We start from the raw sequence: 15,204 nt of genomic DNA on the forward strand, positions 1-15,204 counted from the left end.
GAACTGAGAGGACCGCACGATGTCCGCATGGCCGTTGCCCGAGTCGTTCCCCAGCCGTTCGGGCACCGTCCGCTGGAATCGGCTGGGGGCCCCTGACGGACGTCCAGTGGTCCTGCTGCACGGCACGCCCTTCTCCTCGTACGTGTGGCGCGCGGTGGCCCGCTCGCTGGCCCGCGACCACCAGGTGTTCGTCTGGGACATGCCGGGTTACGGACGGTCGGAGAAGGCCGCCGGGCAGGACGTGTCGCTGGCCGCTCAGGGCCGGGTCTTCGCGGAGCTCCTGGAGCACTGGGGCCTGGAGCGGCCGCTGGTGGCCGCCCACGACTTCGGCGGTGCCGTCGCGCTGCGGACGCACCTGCTGCACGGCGTCCCGTACGGGGCGCTCGCCCTGGTGGACCCGGTGGCGCTGGCGCCCTGGGGGTCACCGTTCTTCCGGCTGGTCCGTGACCACGCCGAGGTCTTCGCTCAGCTGCCGGGGGCGCTGCACGGGGCGCTGGTGCGCGAGTACGTCGGCTCCACCGGCGGTCCGGGGCTGCATCCGGCGGTCGTGGACCGGCTGGTCGAGCCCTGGCTCGGTGAATCGGGGCAGCCGGCCTTCTACCGGCAGATCGCCCAGGCGGACCAGCGGTACACGGACGAGGTACAGGACCGGTACACCGGTATCGACGTCCCCACGCTCGTCTGCTGGGGTGAGGACGATGCCTGGATTCCCGTGGCCAAGGGGCGTGAACTCGCCGATCTGGTCCCCGGTGCCCGGTGGGAGCCGATCGCCCGTGCGGGCCATCTGGTGCAGGAGGACGCGCCGGCCGAGCTGACGGCCGCCCTGCTCGACTTCTTCCGCCGGGTGCCCTGAGGCCGGGCTGAGCCGGGGCCCGCGGGCGCCGGCTCGCGTGAGTCGGGTGCCGCGCATGCCGCAGGGCGGGGTCCGCGGGGAACGAGCGTTCCCCGCGGACCCCGCCCTGTCGGCGATCTCCCGATCAGGCGGGGGTGATGTTCTCCGCCTGCGGGCCCTTCTGGCCCTGGGTGATGTCGAAGGTCACGGCCTGGCCTTCCTGCAGCTCGCGGTAGCCCTGAGCGTTGATGTTGGAGTAGTGCGCGAAGACGTCGGGACCGCCGCCGTCCTGCGCGATGAAGCCGAAGCCCTTTTCAGAGTTGAACCACTTGACAGTTCCGCTGGCCATGCCTTTTTGCCTTTCAGCCGTTATCGGATCCGCACCGCGCGAACCCGGAGGTGGTCGTCCTGGTCCTCCGGCATTGCACAGCAAACCGCCCGCACTCCGGGCGGGCGGTCTGGGCGAACCACGACATCTGCTGCTGACGCTACACGGCATGTCCGAGCCTCACCAGTGAGTAAGGGGTGTGAGCGGCAACCTTGTTGCCGACCGGAGGTGTCGGCGGCCCTCGAACGGGCCCCCGCTGCGCCATACGGGGGAGACCGCGAGGCGGCCGCAGGACCCGGTTCCACAAGTGGTCTAGCTATGAGTAGTCCACCCATGGAGTCGGAGATCGATATGACCGTCAGGAAAGCGCTGGCCCTGGTGATCGGCACCGTCGTGTGCACCGGCGTGCTGGCCACCGGCTGCGCCCGGGAGCACGCGGGTGCCCCTTCCCCGGACGCGCACGCAACCGCGAGCACCGCGGCCCCGCGCCCCGCTCCCCCGCGTTCCTTCCCCCGCCCGCTGCCCGGGGTCGGGCCGGTCATGCGGGCCCGTCTCCCGGAGGGGACCCGGCAGGCCCTCGTGGTCACCGGCGAGGACGAGAGCTCCTCGCGGGCCGAGGTGGTGCTCTACGAGCAGTACCCGGCCGAGGGCTGGCGTGCGGTGGCCGGTCCCTGGCCCGCCCACAACGGCCTGCGCGGCTGGACCGACGACCACGAGGCGGGCGACCTGCACTCGCCCATCGGCGTCTTCGGGCTCAGTGACGCGGGAGGCCGGCTGCCCGACCCGGGCACCCTGCTCCCGTACGACGAGGACCCGGAGTTCTCGGTGTCGGGCACCGGGTACCTGGGTGAGCCTCTGGAAGGGTCCTTCGACTACGTGGTGGCCATCGACTACAACCGGGTGCCCGGCACCACCCCGCTGGACCAGACCCGCCCCATGGGTGAGGACAAGGGCGGCGGGGTCTGGGTCCACGTGGACCACGACGGGCCGACCAACGCGTGCGTGTCGCTCAGCGAGGAGCACATGCGGGCGCTGCTCACCGCCCTGGACCCGGCCAAGGAGCCGGTCGTCGTCATGGGTCCCGAGGAGGCGCTGGCCCGGTAGCGCCGCGGGACAGCTCCTCGCGGCGTGGCGCCACGGAGCAGCCGGGGGGTGGTGGTTCCGCCCGGACCGCCGCTGACGCCACGCCCGGTGACGCCGCCAGGACGGCGCAGCGGGCGGCGGGTCGTGCTCAGCCGACGGGCGGCATGTCGGTGGGCGCCGAATCGAGGCCCGGCCTGCGCTCGCGCCAGGCGCCCCGGGTGAAGTCGGGTATCTCGACGGGGCCGCCGCCCCTGGCCAGCGAGGTGACGCTGAGCGGCACGGGCGAGCACCAGGCGGCCGAGTCGTAGACGTCGATGTCCGGCACCAGGCCGGCGCGCATGAGCTGGACGGTGCGCCACTGCAGGACGTAGTCCATGCCGCCGTGGCCGCCGTTGTTCGCCGCGTCGTCGCCGACCTTCTGCCACAGCCAGTGGTCGTACTCCTTGCGGTAGCCCTCGAAGTCGCGCCACGTGTGCCCGCTGTGGTCCGGCTCGACGTAGACGCGGGCACCGGTCGGAGCGGGTCCCGCGTAGTCCTCCACGATGCCGCGGCTGCCGGCGAGCGTGTTGATGCGGCTGTAGGGCCGGGGCGAACTCACGTCGTGCTCCGCGCGGATCGTCCTGCCCCGCGCCGTTTCGATCATGCAGGTGACCAGGTCGCCGTTGATGTAGGTCTCCTTCCAGGAGGGGTGGTCGCGCGGGACGAAACGGGCCCGGTAGTCGGCCAGCCCCTTCGGGGCCGTCGCGGTGGCGCGCAGGGTGGTCATGCGGTCGCCGCGGTTGACGTCCATGGCCGCCGCGATCGGGGCCAGGCCGTGCATGGGGTAGAAGGAGGCGGTGCTGCGGGTGTGCCACAGGCGTCGCCAGGAGTCGGTGTAGTAGGTGTCGGAGAAGAGCAGTTCGCGCAGGTCGTGGAGGTAGCCTCCGTGGCCGTTGGTGAGGTCTCCGAACAGGCCGTCGTGCGCCGCCTTCAGCATGGCCAGTTCGTTGCGGCCGTAGTTGCAGTTCTCGGACAGGAGCAGGTGCCTGCGGGTGCGCTCGGAGGTGTCCACGAGGTCCCACAGCTGGCGCAGTTCCGTCGCGACGGGCAGTTCGACCACGGCGTGCCTGCCGCTGAGCAGGGCGGCGCGGCCGTGTTCGTAGTGGAACTCCCACGGCGTGGCGACGTACACGAGGTCGATGTCGTCGCGGCGCAGCATCCGGGCGTAGGAGTCGGCGGAGCCGCCGTACTCGGCGGGGCGCGGCCTGCCCTTGCCCTCCAGTCGGTCGGCGGCGCTCCTGGCCCGGTCGGCGCGGATGTCGCAGACGGCGGTCACGGTGCAGCCGGGCACCGCCGCCCAGCCGGTGATCATGCTCCCGCCCCGGTTGCCGAGGCCGATGATCCCGACCCGGACGGTTCTGTGGGCGGCGAACGGCACGCCGATCATCGACTTCTGGCCGGGCCTGCGGCGGGGCGCCTGCTCGGGCGCGGCCGACGCGGCGGGGGCGGCGGCCCCGATCCCGGCCGCGAGGGCGCCGGTGGCGGCGGCGGATCCCAGGAGCAGTCGGCGTGAGACAGCGGGCGTTTCGGACATGACGGCAACACTCCTCGTGGCGGTTCGCATCACGGTCGGGGCGCGGTCGTGCGGGGACGGGCGACGTCGAGCCGTCGGGCTCCGGACGTCGACCGGTCGGGCTGTCGAACACTGTCGGGGCATGACTCTGCGGGGTCTGCCGTGACATGTCAATACGTGCTCGATGTGCAGCCGTTCCGAGCACTTCCGCGCACCGTGAGGCCGGGGAGGCGCCGCTACATCCCGTCCTGCACCACCCCGCGCGTGGACAGCGTGACGGGGTCCTGGGTGGCGAAGTCCCCCGGCGGGATGCCCGGGTGGTGGCCCTGGCCCGGGAGTGGCGCCTGGTCACGCGGGCCCAGGGTGAGCCGGGAGACGATGCGGTACCGGTCGCCCCGGTAGAGGGAGTGCACGTACTCGACGGGCCGGCCCCCGGCGTCGGTGGTGAGGCGCTCGAAGAGCAGGGCAGGGGAGAGTTCGGGCACGTCGAGGAGGTCGGCCTCGGCGCGGGTGACCACGGTGGGCTCGATGGACTGCACGGCTTCGCTGACCCGGACGCCGTGCCGCTCGCCGAGGTGCTCGTACAGGTCGCCCTGCTCCAGTTCCTCACTGGTCAGGCCGGAGACGAGGTCGGCCGGTACGTGCAGGTACTCGATGGCCATGGGCGAGCCGTCGACCAGCCGCAGGCGCGCCACGTAGTGGATCCGCGCCGCCGGCGACGTGCGCAGCTTGCGGCCCACCCGGGCGCCCGCGGGCAGGGTGCGGACCTCCAGGAGCCTGCTGGTCCAGGCCCCGGCGGCCTGCGGAAGACTGAACGCCTGGCGGTCGGACACCAGTTCCTGGGTGATCTTCTCGGCGGCCACGAACATGCCCCGGCCGTGCTCGCGCACCAGCAGCCCGGCGACCACCAGCTCGTCGACCGCGGCTCGCAACGTGGGCCGTGACACACCGAGTTCGGCGCACAGGGTGCGCTCCGAGGGAATGGCGTCGCCCGGCCGGCGTTCCTCGATGAGCTCCAGGACGGCGTCGCGGACGCGCTCCCGTTTGAGCACCGCACCGGAGGCGGCGGCGTCGATCTCCATGCAGTAACTCCCGTGACTGGTCTGCTGGTCAGCAGAGCTTACCTGTCCACCTCAGTCGCGAACCAGCCACTCCCGGAGTCCGGTCGACCGAAATCCCGCGCATACGTGGGGGGTTGACGCCCTCATTGGTCCATGCCACCTTCGTCCAACGCCGACTGGTAAACCCAGCGCCCCTTACTGGTCAAGTGTGGATGCGTCGTCCCTTCCAGCTCTCCCAGAGGTGAACCGTGAAGTACCGTTCGCTCGCTCTGCTGTCCACGCTGGTGCTCAGCGCCGGGCTCGCCGCCTGCTCCTCGTCCGGTGACACCGACGCGGACGGCGCCGGGGGCGGCAGGACCGCACTCGACGTGTGGCTGATGCGCGACAGTGTCTCGGCCGAGTTCCAGAAGGAGTTCGAGACGGGCTTCGAGAAGGCCCACCCCGAGATCGACGTGAAGATCCAGATCCAGGAGTGGGAGGGCATCGGCGAGAAGGTGACCGCCGCCCTGGCCAGCAACGACGCCCCGGACGTCATCGAGGTCGGCAACACCCAGGTCGCCCAGTACGCGCAGAGCGGCGGCCTCACCGACTTCTCGGACCGCGTCGAGGACCTGGGCGGCGGTTCCTGGCTGGAGGGGCTCGCGGAACCCGGCTCGTACGACGGCAAGCAGTACGGCATTCCGTACTACGCGGCGAACCGGGTCGTCATCCACCGCACCGACCTGTTCGAGAAGGCCGGAGTCGATCCCGCGCGGATCAAGACCCGGGAGCAGTGGATCGACGCCACGCGCAAGCTCGACGAGGGCGGGACGCAGGGCATCTACCTGCCGGGGCAGAACTGGTACGTCCTGTCCGGCTTCGTCTGGGACGAGGGCGGCGACCTGGCCGTGAAGAACGGCGACGAGTGGAAGGGGGGCCTGGACAGCCCGGAAGCGCTGCGCGCCATGGACTTCTACCGGCGTCTCCAGGCCCTGGGCAAGGGCCCCAAGGACTCCGACGAGGCCCAGCCGCCGCAGGCCGAGGTGATGGCGAAGGGGCAGGTGGCCCAGATCATCGCCGTACCGGGCGGGGCCAAGGTCATCGAGGAGAGGAACCCCGAACTCAAGGGCAAGCTGGGCTTCTTCCCGATCCCCGGCAAGACCGCCGACCGTCCGGGTGCCGTGTTCACCGGCGGTTCCGACCTGGTCGTCCCGGCCGTCGCCGCCCACCAGAAGGAGGCGTTCACCTTCCTCCGCGAACTGACCGGTGACGCCTGGCAGAAGAAGCTCGCCGTCGCCATGAGCTACGTACCGAACAAGAAAACCCTGGCGGGCGCCGTCGCCGGCGACCCGGGCACCGCGGCCATGGCGGCCGGCGCGGCGAACGGACACGCCACGCCCAACACACCCCAGTGGGCGGCGGTGGAGGCCAAGAACCCGGTCAAGGAGTACATGACGGCCGTGCTCACCGGCAAGGACGCCGCGTCCGAGGCGGCGAAGGCCTCGGGGACCATCACCGACACGCTGGGCAACGGCTCCTGACCGCTCTCACCCCCGACACCACGAGGAACAGGAGACGACGTGTCGACCGTCCGTGAGCGGAGCACGCCGCGCGGCGCCACCCGGCGCCCCGCCGCGCCTGCGGGGCCCACCGGCGGGCGCGGCGGTCGGGACGGCCGGGGATCGCCGTGGCCGTACCTGCTGATCGCGCCCGCCGTGCTGGGCATGCTGTACCTGCTGCTCTATCCGCTGGCCCGCGCCGTGCTCATCTCCCTGCAGGACTTCCGGCTGCGGCAACTCATCCTGGGGGACGCCGACTTCGTCGGTCTGCGCAACTACCGGACACTGCTCGGCGACCCGGAGTTCTTGGAGGTGGTGCGCCGCACCTTCGTGTTCATGGTGGTCGACGTCGCCGCGATCATGGTGCTGTCCACCCTGGTGGCGCTGATGACCGAGCGGCTGGGGCGGGTGGCCAGGACCGTGGTCCTCAGCTCCCTGGTCCTGGTCTGGGCGGTGCCGGTGGTCGCGGCCACCACCGTGTTCCAGTGGCTGTTCCACTCCGAGTTCGGCATCGTCAACGAGACCCTCACCGGCCTCGGGTTCGAGTCGTACGAGGGCTACCCGTGGTTCGCGCACGGCGGGGCGGCGTTCGGCATCGTGGTGGTCCTGATCGTCTGGCAGTCCGTGCCGTTCGCCGCGATCACGCTCTACTCGGCGCTGGTCACGGTGCCTGCCGAACTGTACGAGTCGGCCCGCATGGACGGCGCTGGGGCCGTGCGCGTCTTCCGCTCCGTCACCTTCCCGCTGATCCGGCCGATCTTCATGCTGGTGCTGTCCCTCGAAGTGATCTGGACGTTCAAGGCGTTCGTGCAGATCTGGGTGATGACCCGCGGCGGACCCGGCGAGGCCACCACCGTCCTGCCGGTGTACGCCGTGCAGACGGCGCTCGCGGGACAGCGTTACGACCTCGGTTCCGCCGCCTCGATGCTCACCGTCCTGCTGATGAGCGGCGTGCTGGTCCTCTATTTCCGCCAACTGTTCCGTCAGGAGGGCGAGCAGCTGTGAGCACCCCGCGTCCCCCGCTGCGCCGCGCGCTGCGCCGCCTGCCGCTCCACGCCGCCGCCGCGCTCACCGTGGTGATCTGCCTGTTCCCCGTGTACTGGATGGTCACGACGGCCTTCAAACCGTCCACGGACATCCAGTCCTACGATCCCCGGCTGGTGCCGCGCACCTGGACGTTCGACCACTTCCGCACGGCGGTGAGTGCCGACGGCTTCGGGCTCTTCTGGCGCAACAGTCTGCTGGTCACCCTGAGTGCCGTCCTGCTCGCCCTTCTCGTCGCCCTCGGCGCGGCCTACGCCGTGGCCCGGATGCGCTGGCGCGGGCGCCGGCAGTTCATGCTGGCGGTGTTCGTCGCGCAGATGGCGCCCTGGGAGTCTTTGATCATCCCGATCTACATCATCTCCCGCGACACCGGGATGCTGGACCGGCTGCCGACGCTGACCCTCATCTACTTCATGATCACGCTGCCGTTCACGGTGGTGGTGCTGCGCGGCTTCATCGCCGGCATCCCGCCGGAGCTGGAGGAGGCGGCGCAGGTGGACGGCTGCACCCGGGCCGGCGCCTTCCGCCGGGTGGCGTTCCCGCTGCTCGCCCCCGGTCTCATGGCCACCTCGCTGTTCGGCTTCATCACCGCCTGGAACGAGTTCACCTACGCCAACTTCCTCATCATCAAACAGCAGGACAGCCGGACGCTCCCGGTGTGGCTCTCCTCGTTCCAGTCGACGTTCGGCACCGACTGGGGGGCCACCATGGCGGCCTCCACGCTCTTCGCCCTGCCCGCGCTGGTCGTCTTCCTCGCTCTGCAGCGCCATGTGACGGCCGGGCTGGCGTCGGGAGGCGTCAAGGGCTGACCGCGCCACCCGCGCCACCCGCGCCACTCCTTCCCTCTCTTCGCCCTCGCCCTCGCCCCGCCCCCGCCGCCGCCCGACCGCCGTCGCGTCCGCCGACCACCGGAGCCGCCCCGTGGACCTGCCACGCCCCGAACTGGCCCTCGTCCCCCGCCCGAGCCGTATCTCCACCCGCTCCGGCCGTTTCCGCCTCGACGCGACGACCCGGCTGCGGGTCACCCCCGGGGCCGGCCCGGCCGCACACCTGCTGCGCACCCTCCTCGCCCCGGCCACCGGTCTGCGCCTGGACTCCACCGCCGACGGTGCCTTCGTCCTCGCCCTCGACCCGGCCCTGTCGGGGCTCGGCGACGAGGGGTACGGGCTGACCGTGAGTCCCCAGGGTGTCCTGCTGCGGGCCGCCCGCCCGGCCGGGCTGCTGCGCGGAGTGCAGACGGTGCGGCAACTGCTGCCCTACGCCGCGCTGTCCGGGCGGCCGGTGCGCGGGGTGTCGTGGGAACTGCCGGCCGTGGAGATCACCGACGTACCCCGCCACTCCTGGCGCGGCTCCATGCTCGACGTGGCCCGGCACTTCCAGCCGGTGTCCTACCTGCGCCGTTACGTCGACCTGCTGGCGCTGCACAAGCTGAACGTCTTCCACCTGCACCTCACCGACGACCAGGGCTGGCGGATGCCGGTGGCCGCGCACCCCCGGCTCACCGAGGTCGGCGGACACCGGGCGGAGTCGATGGTGGGTCCCGCGGGCAGCGACCGCTTCGACGGTGTCCCGCACGGCGGCTCCTACACCCGGGCGGAGCTGCGGGGCCTGGTCGCGTACGCGGCCGAGCGAGGGGTGAGCGTGGTGCCGGAGACGGGTGCGCCGGGGCATGTCCGCGCCGCGCTGGCCGCCCACCCCGAGCTGGGCACCGACCCCGCCCGCCGGCTGGACGTGTGGACGCACTGGGGCGTGTGCGAGAACGTGCTGGGCACCGGCGACCACGTCCTGGACTTCTTCCGCACCGTCTTGGACGAGGTGATGGACGTCTTCCCCTCGCCGTACCTGCACATCGGCGGGGACGAGGTCCCCACCACGGAGTGGGAGCTGAGTGCGCAGGCTCGTGCCCGCGCCGCCCGGGAGGGGCTGGCGGGACCACGCGCGCTGCACCCCTGGTTCATCGCGCGCATGAGCGAGCACCTGGTGCGCGCGGGGCGCCGGCCGGTCGTGTGGGCCGAGAGCGGCGTCACCCTGCCGCTGGACTGCACGGTGATGAGCTGGCGTGACCCCGCGCACGCCCGGGCGGCGGCGCTGCGCGGGCACCGGGTCGTCCACGCCGACCACCGCGCGACCTACTTCGACTACGCGCGCGGTCCCGGCCCCGGGGAACCGCTCGCGCAGCCCGGCGAGATCGTCGGCCTGCGCGCCGTCCACGCCGTGGACCTCGCGCCGCCGACGCCGGAGGCGGCGTCCCGGGTGCTGGGCGCCCAGGGCCAGTTGTGGACGGAGTTCGTCCGGACGCCGGAGCACATCGAGTACCTCACCTTCCCGCGGCTGTGCGCGCTCGCCGACCGGGTCTGGGACGGCGCTTCGGGCTGGCGGGACTTCACGACGCGGCTGGCCGGACACCGGGCACGTCTCGACGCCCTGGCCGTCCCGCACGCCGAGCCGCCCGCCCCCGCCCCGCTGCCGCCCCGCGTCAGCGGCGTGCGCTGAACCGGCGCCCCGACGTCCGGCGGCCGAAAGCATCACCCCCGCACCCCGCACCACGCACTACCCACCGACGCTCCCGCACCGGCGGGAGCCTGCCGAAAGGAACCCGGATGAGAATCCGACCCACCGCGGGCCGCGCCCGTCTGGCGCTCGCCCTGGCCGTACTGATGGGCGGCGGTGCGCTGACCGCCCTTCCCGCCCAGGCGGCCTCGGCGGCCGACGGTCTCAGCGTCCAGTACCGCACCAGCGCGAGCGGAGCCACCGCCGACCAGACGGAACCCTGGTTCAAGGTCCGCAACACCGGCTCGTCCACCGTGCAGCTGAGCCAGGTGAAGATCCGCTACTACTTCAAGGCGGACTCGCCGACCGCGTCCTACCGCTTCGCCTGCTCCTGGGCGGTACGCGGCTGCTCCGCCGTCACCGGCACGTTCGGCACCCTGAGCAGTCCGACCGCGACGGCCGACCGCTACCTGGAGATCGGCTTCACCGCGGCGGCCGGCACCCTGGCGCCCGGCGCGGACACCGGCGACCTGCAACTGCGCTTCTACCAGAGCAACTGGCAGACGCTGCGGCAGAGCGACGACTACTCGTTCAACGGGGCGCAGACCGCGTACGCGAACTGGGACAAGGTCACCGCCCAGCTCGCCGGCGCCACCGTCTGGGGCGCGGCCCCCGAGGGCAACGACCCCACGGACCCCACCGATCCGACGGACCCGACGGACCCGCCCGGCGGCGGTCAGACCCTGTTCGACGACTTCGACTACGCCTCGCACACCGACCCCGCGCTCTCCGCGCACGGCTGGAACGTGCGGTCCAACAGCGGCGGTCCCGGCGTCCCCGGCGCGACGTGGGACCCGTCGAAGGTCACCTTCGTCTCCAGTGGCGGCAACTCGGTGATGAACCTGGAGACCTCCACGGCCGGCACCGGCGCGTCGACCACGCAGACCGAGGTCCTGACGAAGTCCACGAAGTTCAGGAACGGAACGTACGCCGCCCGCGTGAAGTTCTCCGACGCGCCGAGGTCGGGGCCCGACGGGGACCACCTGGTGCAGACCTTCTTCACCATCAACGACCTCAAGGCGCCGATGGCCGACGACTACGCCGAGTACGACTTCGAGTACCTGCCGAACGGAGGGTGGGGCGAGCCGTCGAACATCCTCTACACGACCTCCTGGGAAACGTACAACCCCGATCCCTGGCAGGCCGTCAACCAGCACTCCGAACAGCGCAGCAGCTACGCCGGCTGGCACGACCTGGTGGTGACCATCGACAACAGCGCCATCACCTACTACGTGGACGGGCAGCCGTTCGGCACGCACGACGCGCAGTACCTGCCCGAGCGGCCCATGTCGATCAACTTCAACCAGTGGCTGATCGACCTGAACGGCCAGACGTCGACGGCCCCGCGCGCCTACGACCAGCAGGTCGACTACGTCCTGCACGTCAAGGACCAGGTGCTGGGCCCGGCCCAGGTCGCCGCGAAGGTCGCCGGGTACCGTGCCGCCGGTACCCGGTTCGTGGACGAGGTGCCCGCCTCCTGATCCCCGGCGGGGACGGTCAGAACAGCCGCTCCTGACCGGGCGCGGGCCGTCCCCGCCGACTGCGCGGCCGGTTGCCGGAGGGCGCGGTCGTCTCGCCGAACAGCGGGGCGGTGCCGTACTCGTCGGGCTCGGCCGGGACGGTGGCCGGCCCCGTGCCCACGTTGAGGACCAGGGGAGCGTCCCGGTCGAAGTCGCCGGGCGTCATCGCCACCCACTCACGGTCCTGCCGCTCTCCCACGCACCGACACCTCTCTCGCGCCCGCCGCGACCACGCGACGCTACCAGTCCCGCGGGAGCACCGTGATCACGGCTCCCGACGGCCCGCTTCCCTCGTTCCCGGGCAGCCGCGGACCGACGCATCGAGATGGGGAGAGAGATCCGGCGGCTTGTGACGACAGGTCCGCGCCCCACGGGGGCCCGTCGTCGCCGGGACGGTGGGGCGTGCTCGCCCGCCGGCACGGTCGGCATGCCGAGCGGGCCGGCACGCGGCACGCTGGTGCGGCCCCGCGTACGGGGGAGAACGCGGGGCCGCACCAGCAAGCTATCGGAGTAACAGGGCGCCTGCCAGACCCGGCGTCGTCGCGGCCGCCACGCCCCCCTCCCCCGGCCCCGACTCGGGCTCGGCCCCGGCCCCGCGCCGGATGCCTTCACCCGGCCGGCGCACAGGAGTGCCGCCCGGGGCGGGGTGCGCCGCGAAGGAGTGCGCTGCGGGACGGACAGCACGGACGACATCGCGGTCCTGGCGGTCCGCCCCACGCGGGGTGAGGTCGCGGCCTGCGGTCGCGGCCGGCCTGCCCGTTCGGGCACCTCCCTCTGCCTCGGCGGCTCCTGACGCCCGCGGACGGGCGGCGATAGCGTCCCCTCGTGAGCACCACGTCCCGGCGAGCGGCCAGATGAACGACGAGCGGCTGACCGAGGCCCGGACCATCGGCGGCGCGGCCGACCCGGGACCGGGACCGGGACCTGACCGGCCGGACCTCGACCGGCCGGAACGACCGGACCCCGATGGGCCGGAGCGGCCGGAGCGGCCGGAGCGGCCGGAGCGGCCGGAGCGGCCGGAGCGGACCCCCGGGCGAAAGCGGCGCGGGCCGGGACCGGTGACCCTGTTGCTGCTGCCGGCCCTGGTGACCGTCACCGGCGTGGCCGCCTTCCTGGCACTGGGCGGGCTGCCGAACCCGTGGCCCGACGACGACTCCGCCGCCGACCCCTCCGCGGCGGTCGACGTCGACCCCTCGTATCTCCCGTGGCTGCGCAAGGCGGCCTCGGGCTGCACCGTCCTGCGCCCGTCCGTGCTCGCCGCGCAGATCGACCAGCTCTCGGGCTGGAGCGACGACTCGGACGAACTCTCCGGCCAGAAGGGCATCGCCGCCTTCACCGACGACGAGTGGCGGACCTGGGGCAAGGACGACGACGGCAACGGCCGGTCCTCGCCGCGCGATCCGGCGGACGCCATCATGGCGCTGGGCCGGCGGGACTGCTCGCTGGCCGAGCAGGTGACCGAGCTGCGCACCGAGGGCAGGATCAACGGCGACCTGGTGGAACTGACCCTCGCCGCCTACGCCGTGGGTCCGGAGGCCGTGACGGAGGCGGGGAAGGCACCGGCGGCGGCGAAGACCTACCTCGGCGAGGTCCAGGGCCTGCTGCCGCGCTACGAGGCGCTCGACCGCGAGGACACGGGCGGCGGCGCGGCCGGTGCCGCCGGCGCCCTGCTGACCGCGCCGGTCAGTCCGCTCACCATCACCTCGCCCTACGGGTCGCGCGAGCACCCGCTGACCGGGGTGACCAAGCTGCACACCGGCGTGGACTTCGCCGCGCCGCAGGGCGCACAGGTCGTGGCGGCGCGCCGCGGGCGCGTCGTGTTCGCCGCGCTCACCAGCGCGTACGGCAACCGCGTCGTGATCGACCACGGGACCATCCAGGGCAAGCGGGTGGAGACGACCTACAGTCACCTCTCCTCGCTGGGCGTGGCCGTGGGACAGAACGTGGAGGCGGGGGCCCCGATCGGGCGGGTGGGCTCCACCGGTCTGTCCACCGGCCCCCACCTGCACTTCGAGGTCGTCGTCGACGGGTACTACACCGATCCGCGCCCCTGGGTCGTCGCGAGCGGGGTTTGATCCGGCGGATCGTGTCAAAAGACTCAGCATGACCCAGTCGAAGCGCGAGACAGAGCGGAAGTACGAGCCGCCCTCCGACGGTGTCGCCGGGTTGCCCGACCTCACCGGCGCCGGTCCGGTCGCCTCGGTCACCGGGGGCGGGCCCGAGGAACTCGACGCGGTGTACCACGACACCGAGGACCTGCGGCTCGCCGCGTCCTCGGTGACGTTGCGCCGCCGTACGGGCGGTCGGGACGCGGGGTGGCACCTGAAGCTGCCGTCGGCCGGGGACACACGGGAGGAGGTGTCGGCTCCCCTGTCGGACGAGGTGCCGGAGTCGCTGCGCGAGCTGGCCCTGTCCCGTACCCGGGGTGCCCCGCTGCGTCCGGTCGTGCGGATCCGCTCCACCCGGACCGTGCGGCAGCTGCGCGACGCGGAGGGCGGGGTGCTCGCCGAGCTGAGCCTCGACGAGGTGCGGGCGGAGGCGACGGCGGGCGGCGGTGGCCGTGCCGCATGGGCCGAGCTGGAGGTCGAGCTCACCGACGGCGTCCACGCCGGACTGCTGGACGTCGTCGAGAAGAAGCTGCGCAAGAAGGGGATCGTCCGCGCCGACAGCCCGTCCAAACTCGCCCGGGCGCTGCGGGAGACGGGGCGCTCGGTGGAACGATCGCGCCCGGATCGGGTGGTCGCCGGGTCGCCCGGTGCGTACGTGCTCGGGTACCTGGACGAGCAGGTCGGCAAGCTGGTGTCGCTGGACCCGGCGGTCCGCCGTGACGCTCCCGACGCCGTCCACCAGATGCGTGTCACGTGCCGGCGGCTGCGCAGTTGCCTGCGGTCCTACCGGTCGGTGCTCGACCGGCGGGCCACCGATCCCCTGCGGGATGAACTGCGGTGGTTGGCTGGAGAGTTGGGCGTGGCGCGCGACCAGGAGGTGTTGAGCGAACGGATCGGCGCCGCGCTGGGGGAGCTGCCCGGCGAACTGGTGCTCGGCCCCGTCGCCGCCCGGTTGCGCGTCTGGGACGTGGCCCGGGGCGGAGAGGTGCGCTCCCGCACCCGGGAGGCCCTGGCCACCGCACGCTATCTGCGCCTGCTGGACGCACTCGACGCCCTGGTCCGGCAGCCGCCGCTGCGCGCCAAGGCGGCGGGGAAGCCCGCCCGCGTCATGGCCAAGGCGGTGCTCAAGGAGTACGGCCGTCTCGCCGGACGCATGGAGGAAGCGCTCGCGCAGCCGGCCGGCCGGTCGCGGGAGACGGGGCTGCACGAGGCGCGCAAGGCGGCCAAGAAGCTCCGCTACGCCGCCGAGGTGGCCCGTCCCGCCCTCGGCAAGCCGGTGGCCCGGCTCGGCAAGCGGGCCAAGGCGGTGCAGAAGCTGCTCGGGGAGCACCAGGACGCCGTGGTCGCCCAGGACACCCTGCGGGAGCTTGCGGTGGCCGCGCACGGGGCGGGCGAGTCCGCGTTCACGTGGGGAGTGCTGCACGGCCGGGAGCGGGCGGGGGCCGACGCCCGGCAGCGGGAGGTGCCCGAGGTGTGGCGGGCGGCGTCGGATCCCGCACTGCGGGCACCGCTCGACCACTGACCGGCGGCGCGTCCCGGGCGGGCCGCGCCGCGCGGAGGGCGGGTCCTGCGGCCCGTGCCGCGCGGA

13 protein-coding genes are annotated in these 15,204 nt (G+C 72.8%); 9 read left to right on the forward strand and 4 right to left on the reverse strand.

Going from position 1 to position 15,204, the window contains the following annotated elements:
* The first annotated feature begins 19 nt into the window (after positions 1-19).
* The gene (locus EV562_RS01225; RefSeq protein ID WP_133884733.1) at positions 20-853 is read left to right on the forward strand and encodes an alpha/beta fold hydrolase; all 834 of its coding nucleotides are present in this window, start codon (positions 20-22) and stop codon (positions 851-853) included.
* Positions 854-977: 124 nt separating this feature from the next.
* Here the strand turns inward: EV562_RS01225 and EV562_RS01230 are convergent, their stop codons facing one another.
* Positions 978-1,181 carry a cold-shock protein gene (locus tag EV562_RS01230; RefSeq protein WP_003978336.1) on the reverse strand — a complete coding sequence of 68 codons (204 nt, stop codon included), beginning with the start codon at positions 1,179-1,181 and terminating at the stop codon, positions 978-980.
* A gap of 330 nt (positions 1,182-1,511) precedes the next feature.
* On the opposite strand from EV562_RS01230, the gene EV562_RS01235 reads away from it, so the two are divergent.
* Positions 1,512-2,264, forward strand: a complete 753-nt coding sequence (locus tag EV562_RS01235) for a hypothetical protein (RefSeq protein ID WP_133884734.1) — start codon at positions 1,512-1,514, stop codon at positions 2,262-2,264.
* A 127-nt stretch (positions 2,265-2,391) separates the two neighbouring features.
* Here EV562_RS01235 and EV562_RS01240 read toward each other — a convergent pair whose 3' ends face one another.
* Complete coding sequence (locus tag EV562_RS01240) at positions 2,392-3,816, reverse strand: Gfo/Idh/MocA family oxidoreductase (protein WP_133884735.1); 1,425 nt, start codon at positions 3,814-3,816, stop codon at positions 2,392-2,394.
* A 215-nt stretch (positions 3,817-4,031) separates the two neighbouring features.
* Positions 4,032-4,877, reverse strand: coding sequence for a GntR family transcriptional regulator (locus EV562_RS01245; protein WP_133884736.1), 846 nt, complete (start codon positions 4,875-4,877; stop codon positions 4,032-4,034).
* A 227-nt stretch (positions 4,878-5,104) separates the two neighbouring features.
* Between EV562_RS01245 and EV562_RS01250 the strand changes: the two genes are divergently transcribed.
* The 5 genes from EV562_RS01250 (at position 5,105) to EV562_RS01270 (ending at position 11,469) form a co-directional block, all read left to right on the forward strand.
* Positions 5,105-6,376, forward strand: a complete 1,272-nt coding sequence (locus EV562_RS01250) for an extracellular solute-binding protein (RefSeq protein WP_133884737.1) — start codon at positions 5,105-5,107, stop codon at positions 6,374-6,376.
* A gap of 156 nt (positions 6,377-6,532) precedes the next feature.
* Complete coding sequence (locus EV562_RS01255) at positions 6,533-7,399, forward strand: sugar ABC transporter permease (protein ID WP_133885343.1); 867 nt, start codon at positions 6,533-6,535, stop codon at positions 7,397-7,399.
* Positions 7,396-8,247: a carbohydrate ABC transporter permease gene (locus EV562_RS01260; RefSeq protein ID WP_133884738.1), complete on the forward strand. Its 852-nt coding sequence runs from the start codon at positions 7,396-7,398 to the stop codon at positions 8,245-8,247. The genes EV562_RS01255 and EV562_RS01260 overlap by 4 nt, the downstream gene beginning before the upstream one ends.
* A gap of 112 nt (positions 8,248-8,359) precedes the next feature.
* The gene (locus EV562_RS01265) at positions 8,360-9,931 is read left to right on the forward strand and encodes a beta-N-acetylhexosaminidase (RefSeq protein ID WP_133884739.1); all 1,572 of its coding nucleotides are present in this window, start codon (positions 8,360-8,362) and stop codon (positions 9,929-9,931) included.
* 107 nt (positions 9,932-10,038) lie between these two features.
* Positions 10,039-11,469 (forward strand): cellulose binding domain-containing protein, encoded by a 1,431-nt coding sequence (locus EV562_RS01270; RefSeq protein ID WP_133884740.1) that lies wholly within the window; start codon positions 10,039-10,041, stop codon positions 11,467-11,469.
* A 16-nt stretch (positions 11,470-11,485) separates the two neighbouring features.
* Here the strand turns inward: EV562_RS01270 and EV562_RS01275 are convergent, their stop codons facing one another.
* Positions 11,486-11,707: a hypothetical protein gene (locus EV562_RS01275; RefSeq protein ID WP_133884741.1), complete on the reverse strand. Its 222-nt coding sequence runs from the start codon at positions 11,705-11,707 to the stop codon at positions 11,486-11,488.
* Positions 11,708-12,362: 655 nt separating this feature from the next.
* Between EV562_RS01275 and EV562_RS01280 the strand changes: the two genes are divergently transcribed.
* A complete protein-coding gene (locus tag EV562_RS01280; protein ID WP_133884742.1) occupies positions 12,363-13,583 on the forward strand; it encodes a M23 family metallopeptidase in 1,221 nt (406 codons plus the stop codon).
* 28 nt (positions 13,584-13,611) lie between these two features.
* On the forward strand, positions 13,612-15,138 hold the full coding sequence (locus EV562_RS01285; protein ID WP_133884743.1) for a CYTH and CHAD domain-containing protein: 1,527 nt from the start codon (positions 13,612-13,614) through the stop codon (positions 15,136-15,138).
* Positions 15,139-15,204: the final 66 nt, after the last annotated feature.

It is taken from the genome of Streptomyces sp. BK208 (assembly GCF_004364245.1).
Lineage (GTDB): Bacteria > Actinomycetota > Actinomycetes > Streptomycetales > Streptomycetaceae > Streptomyces.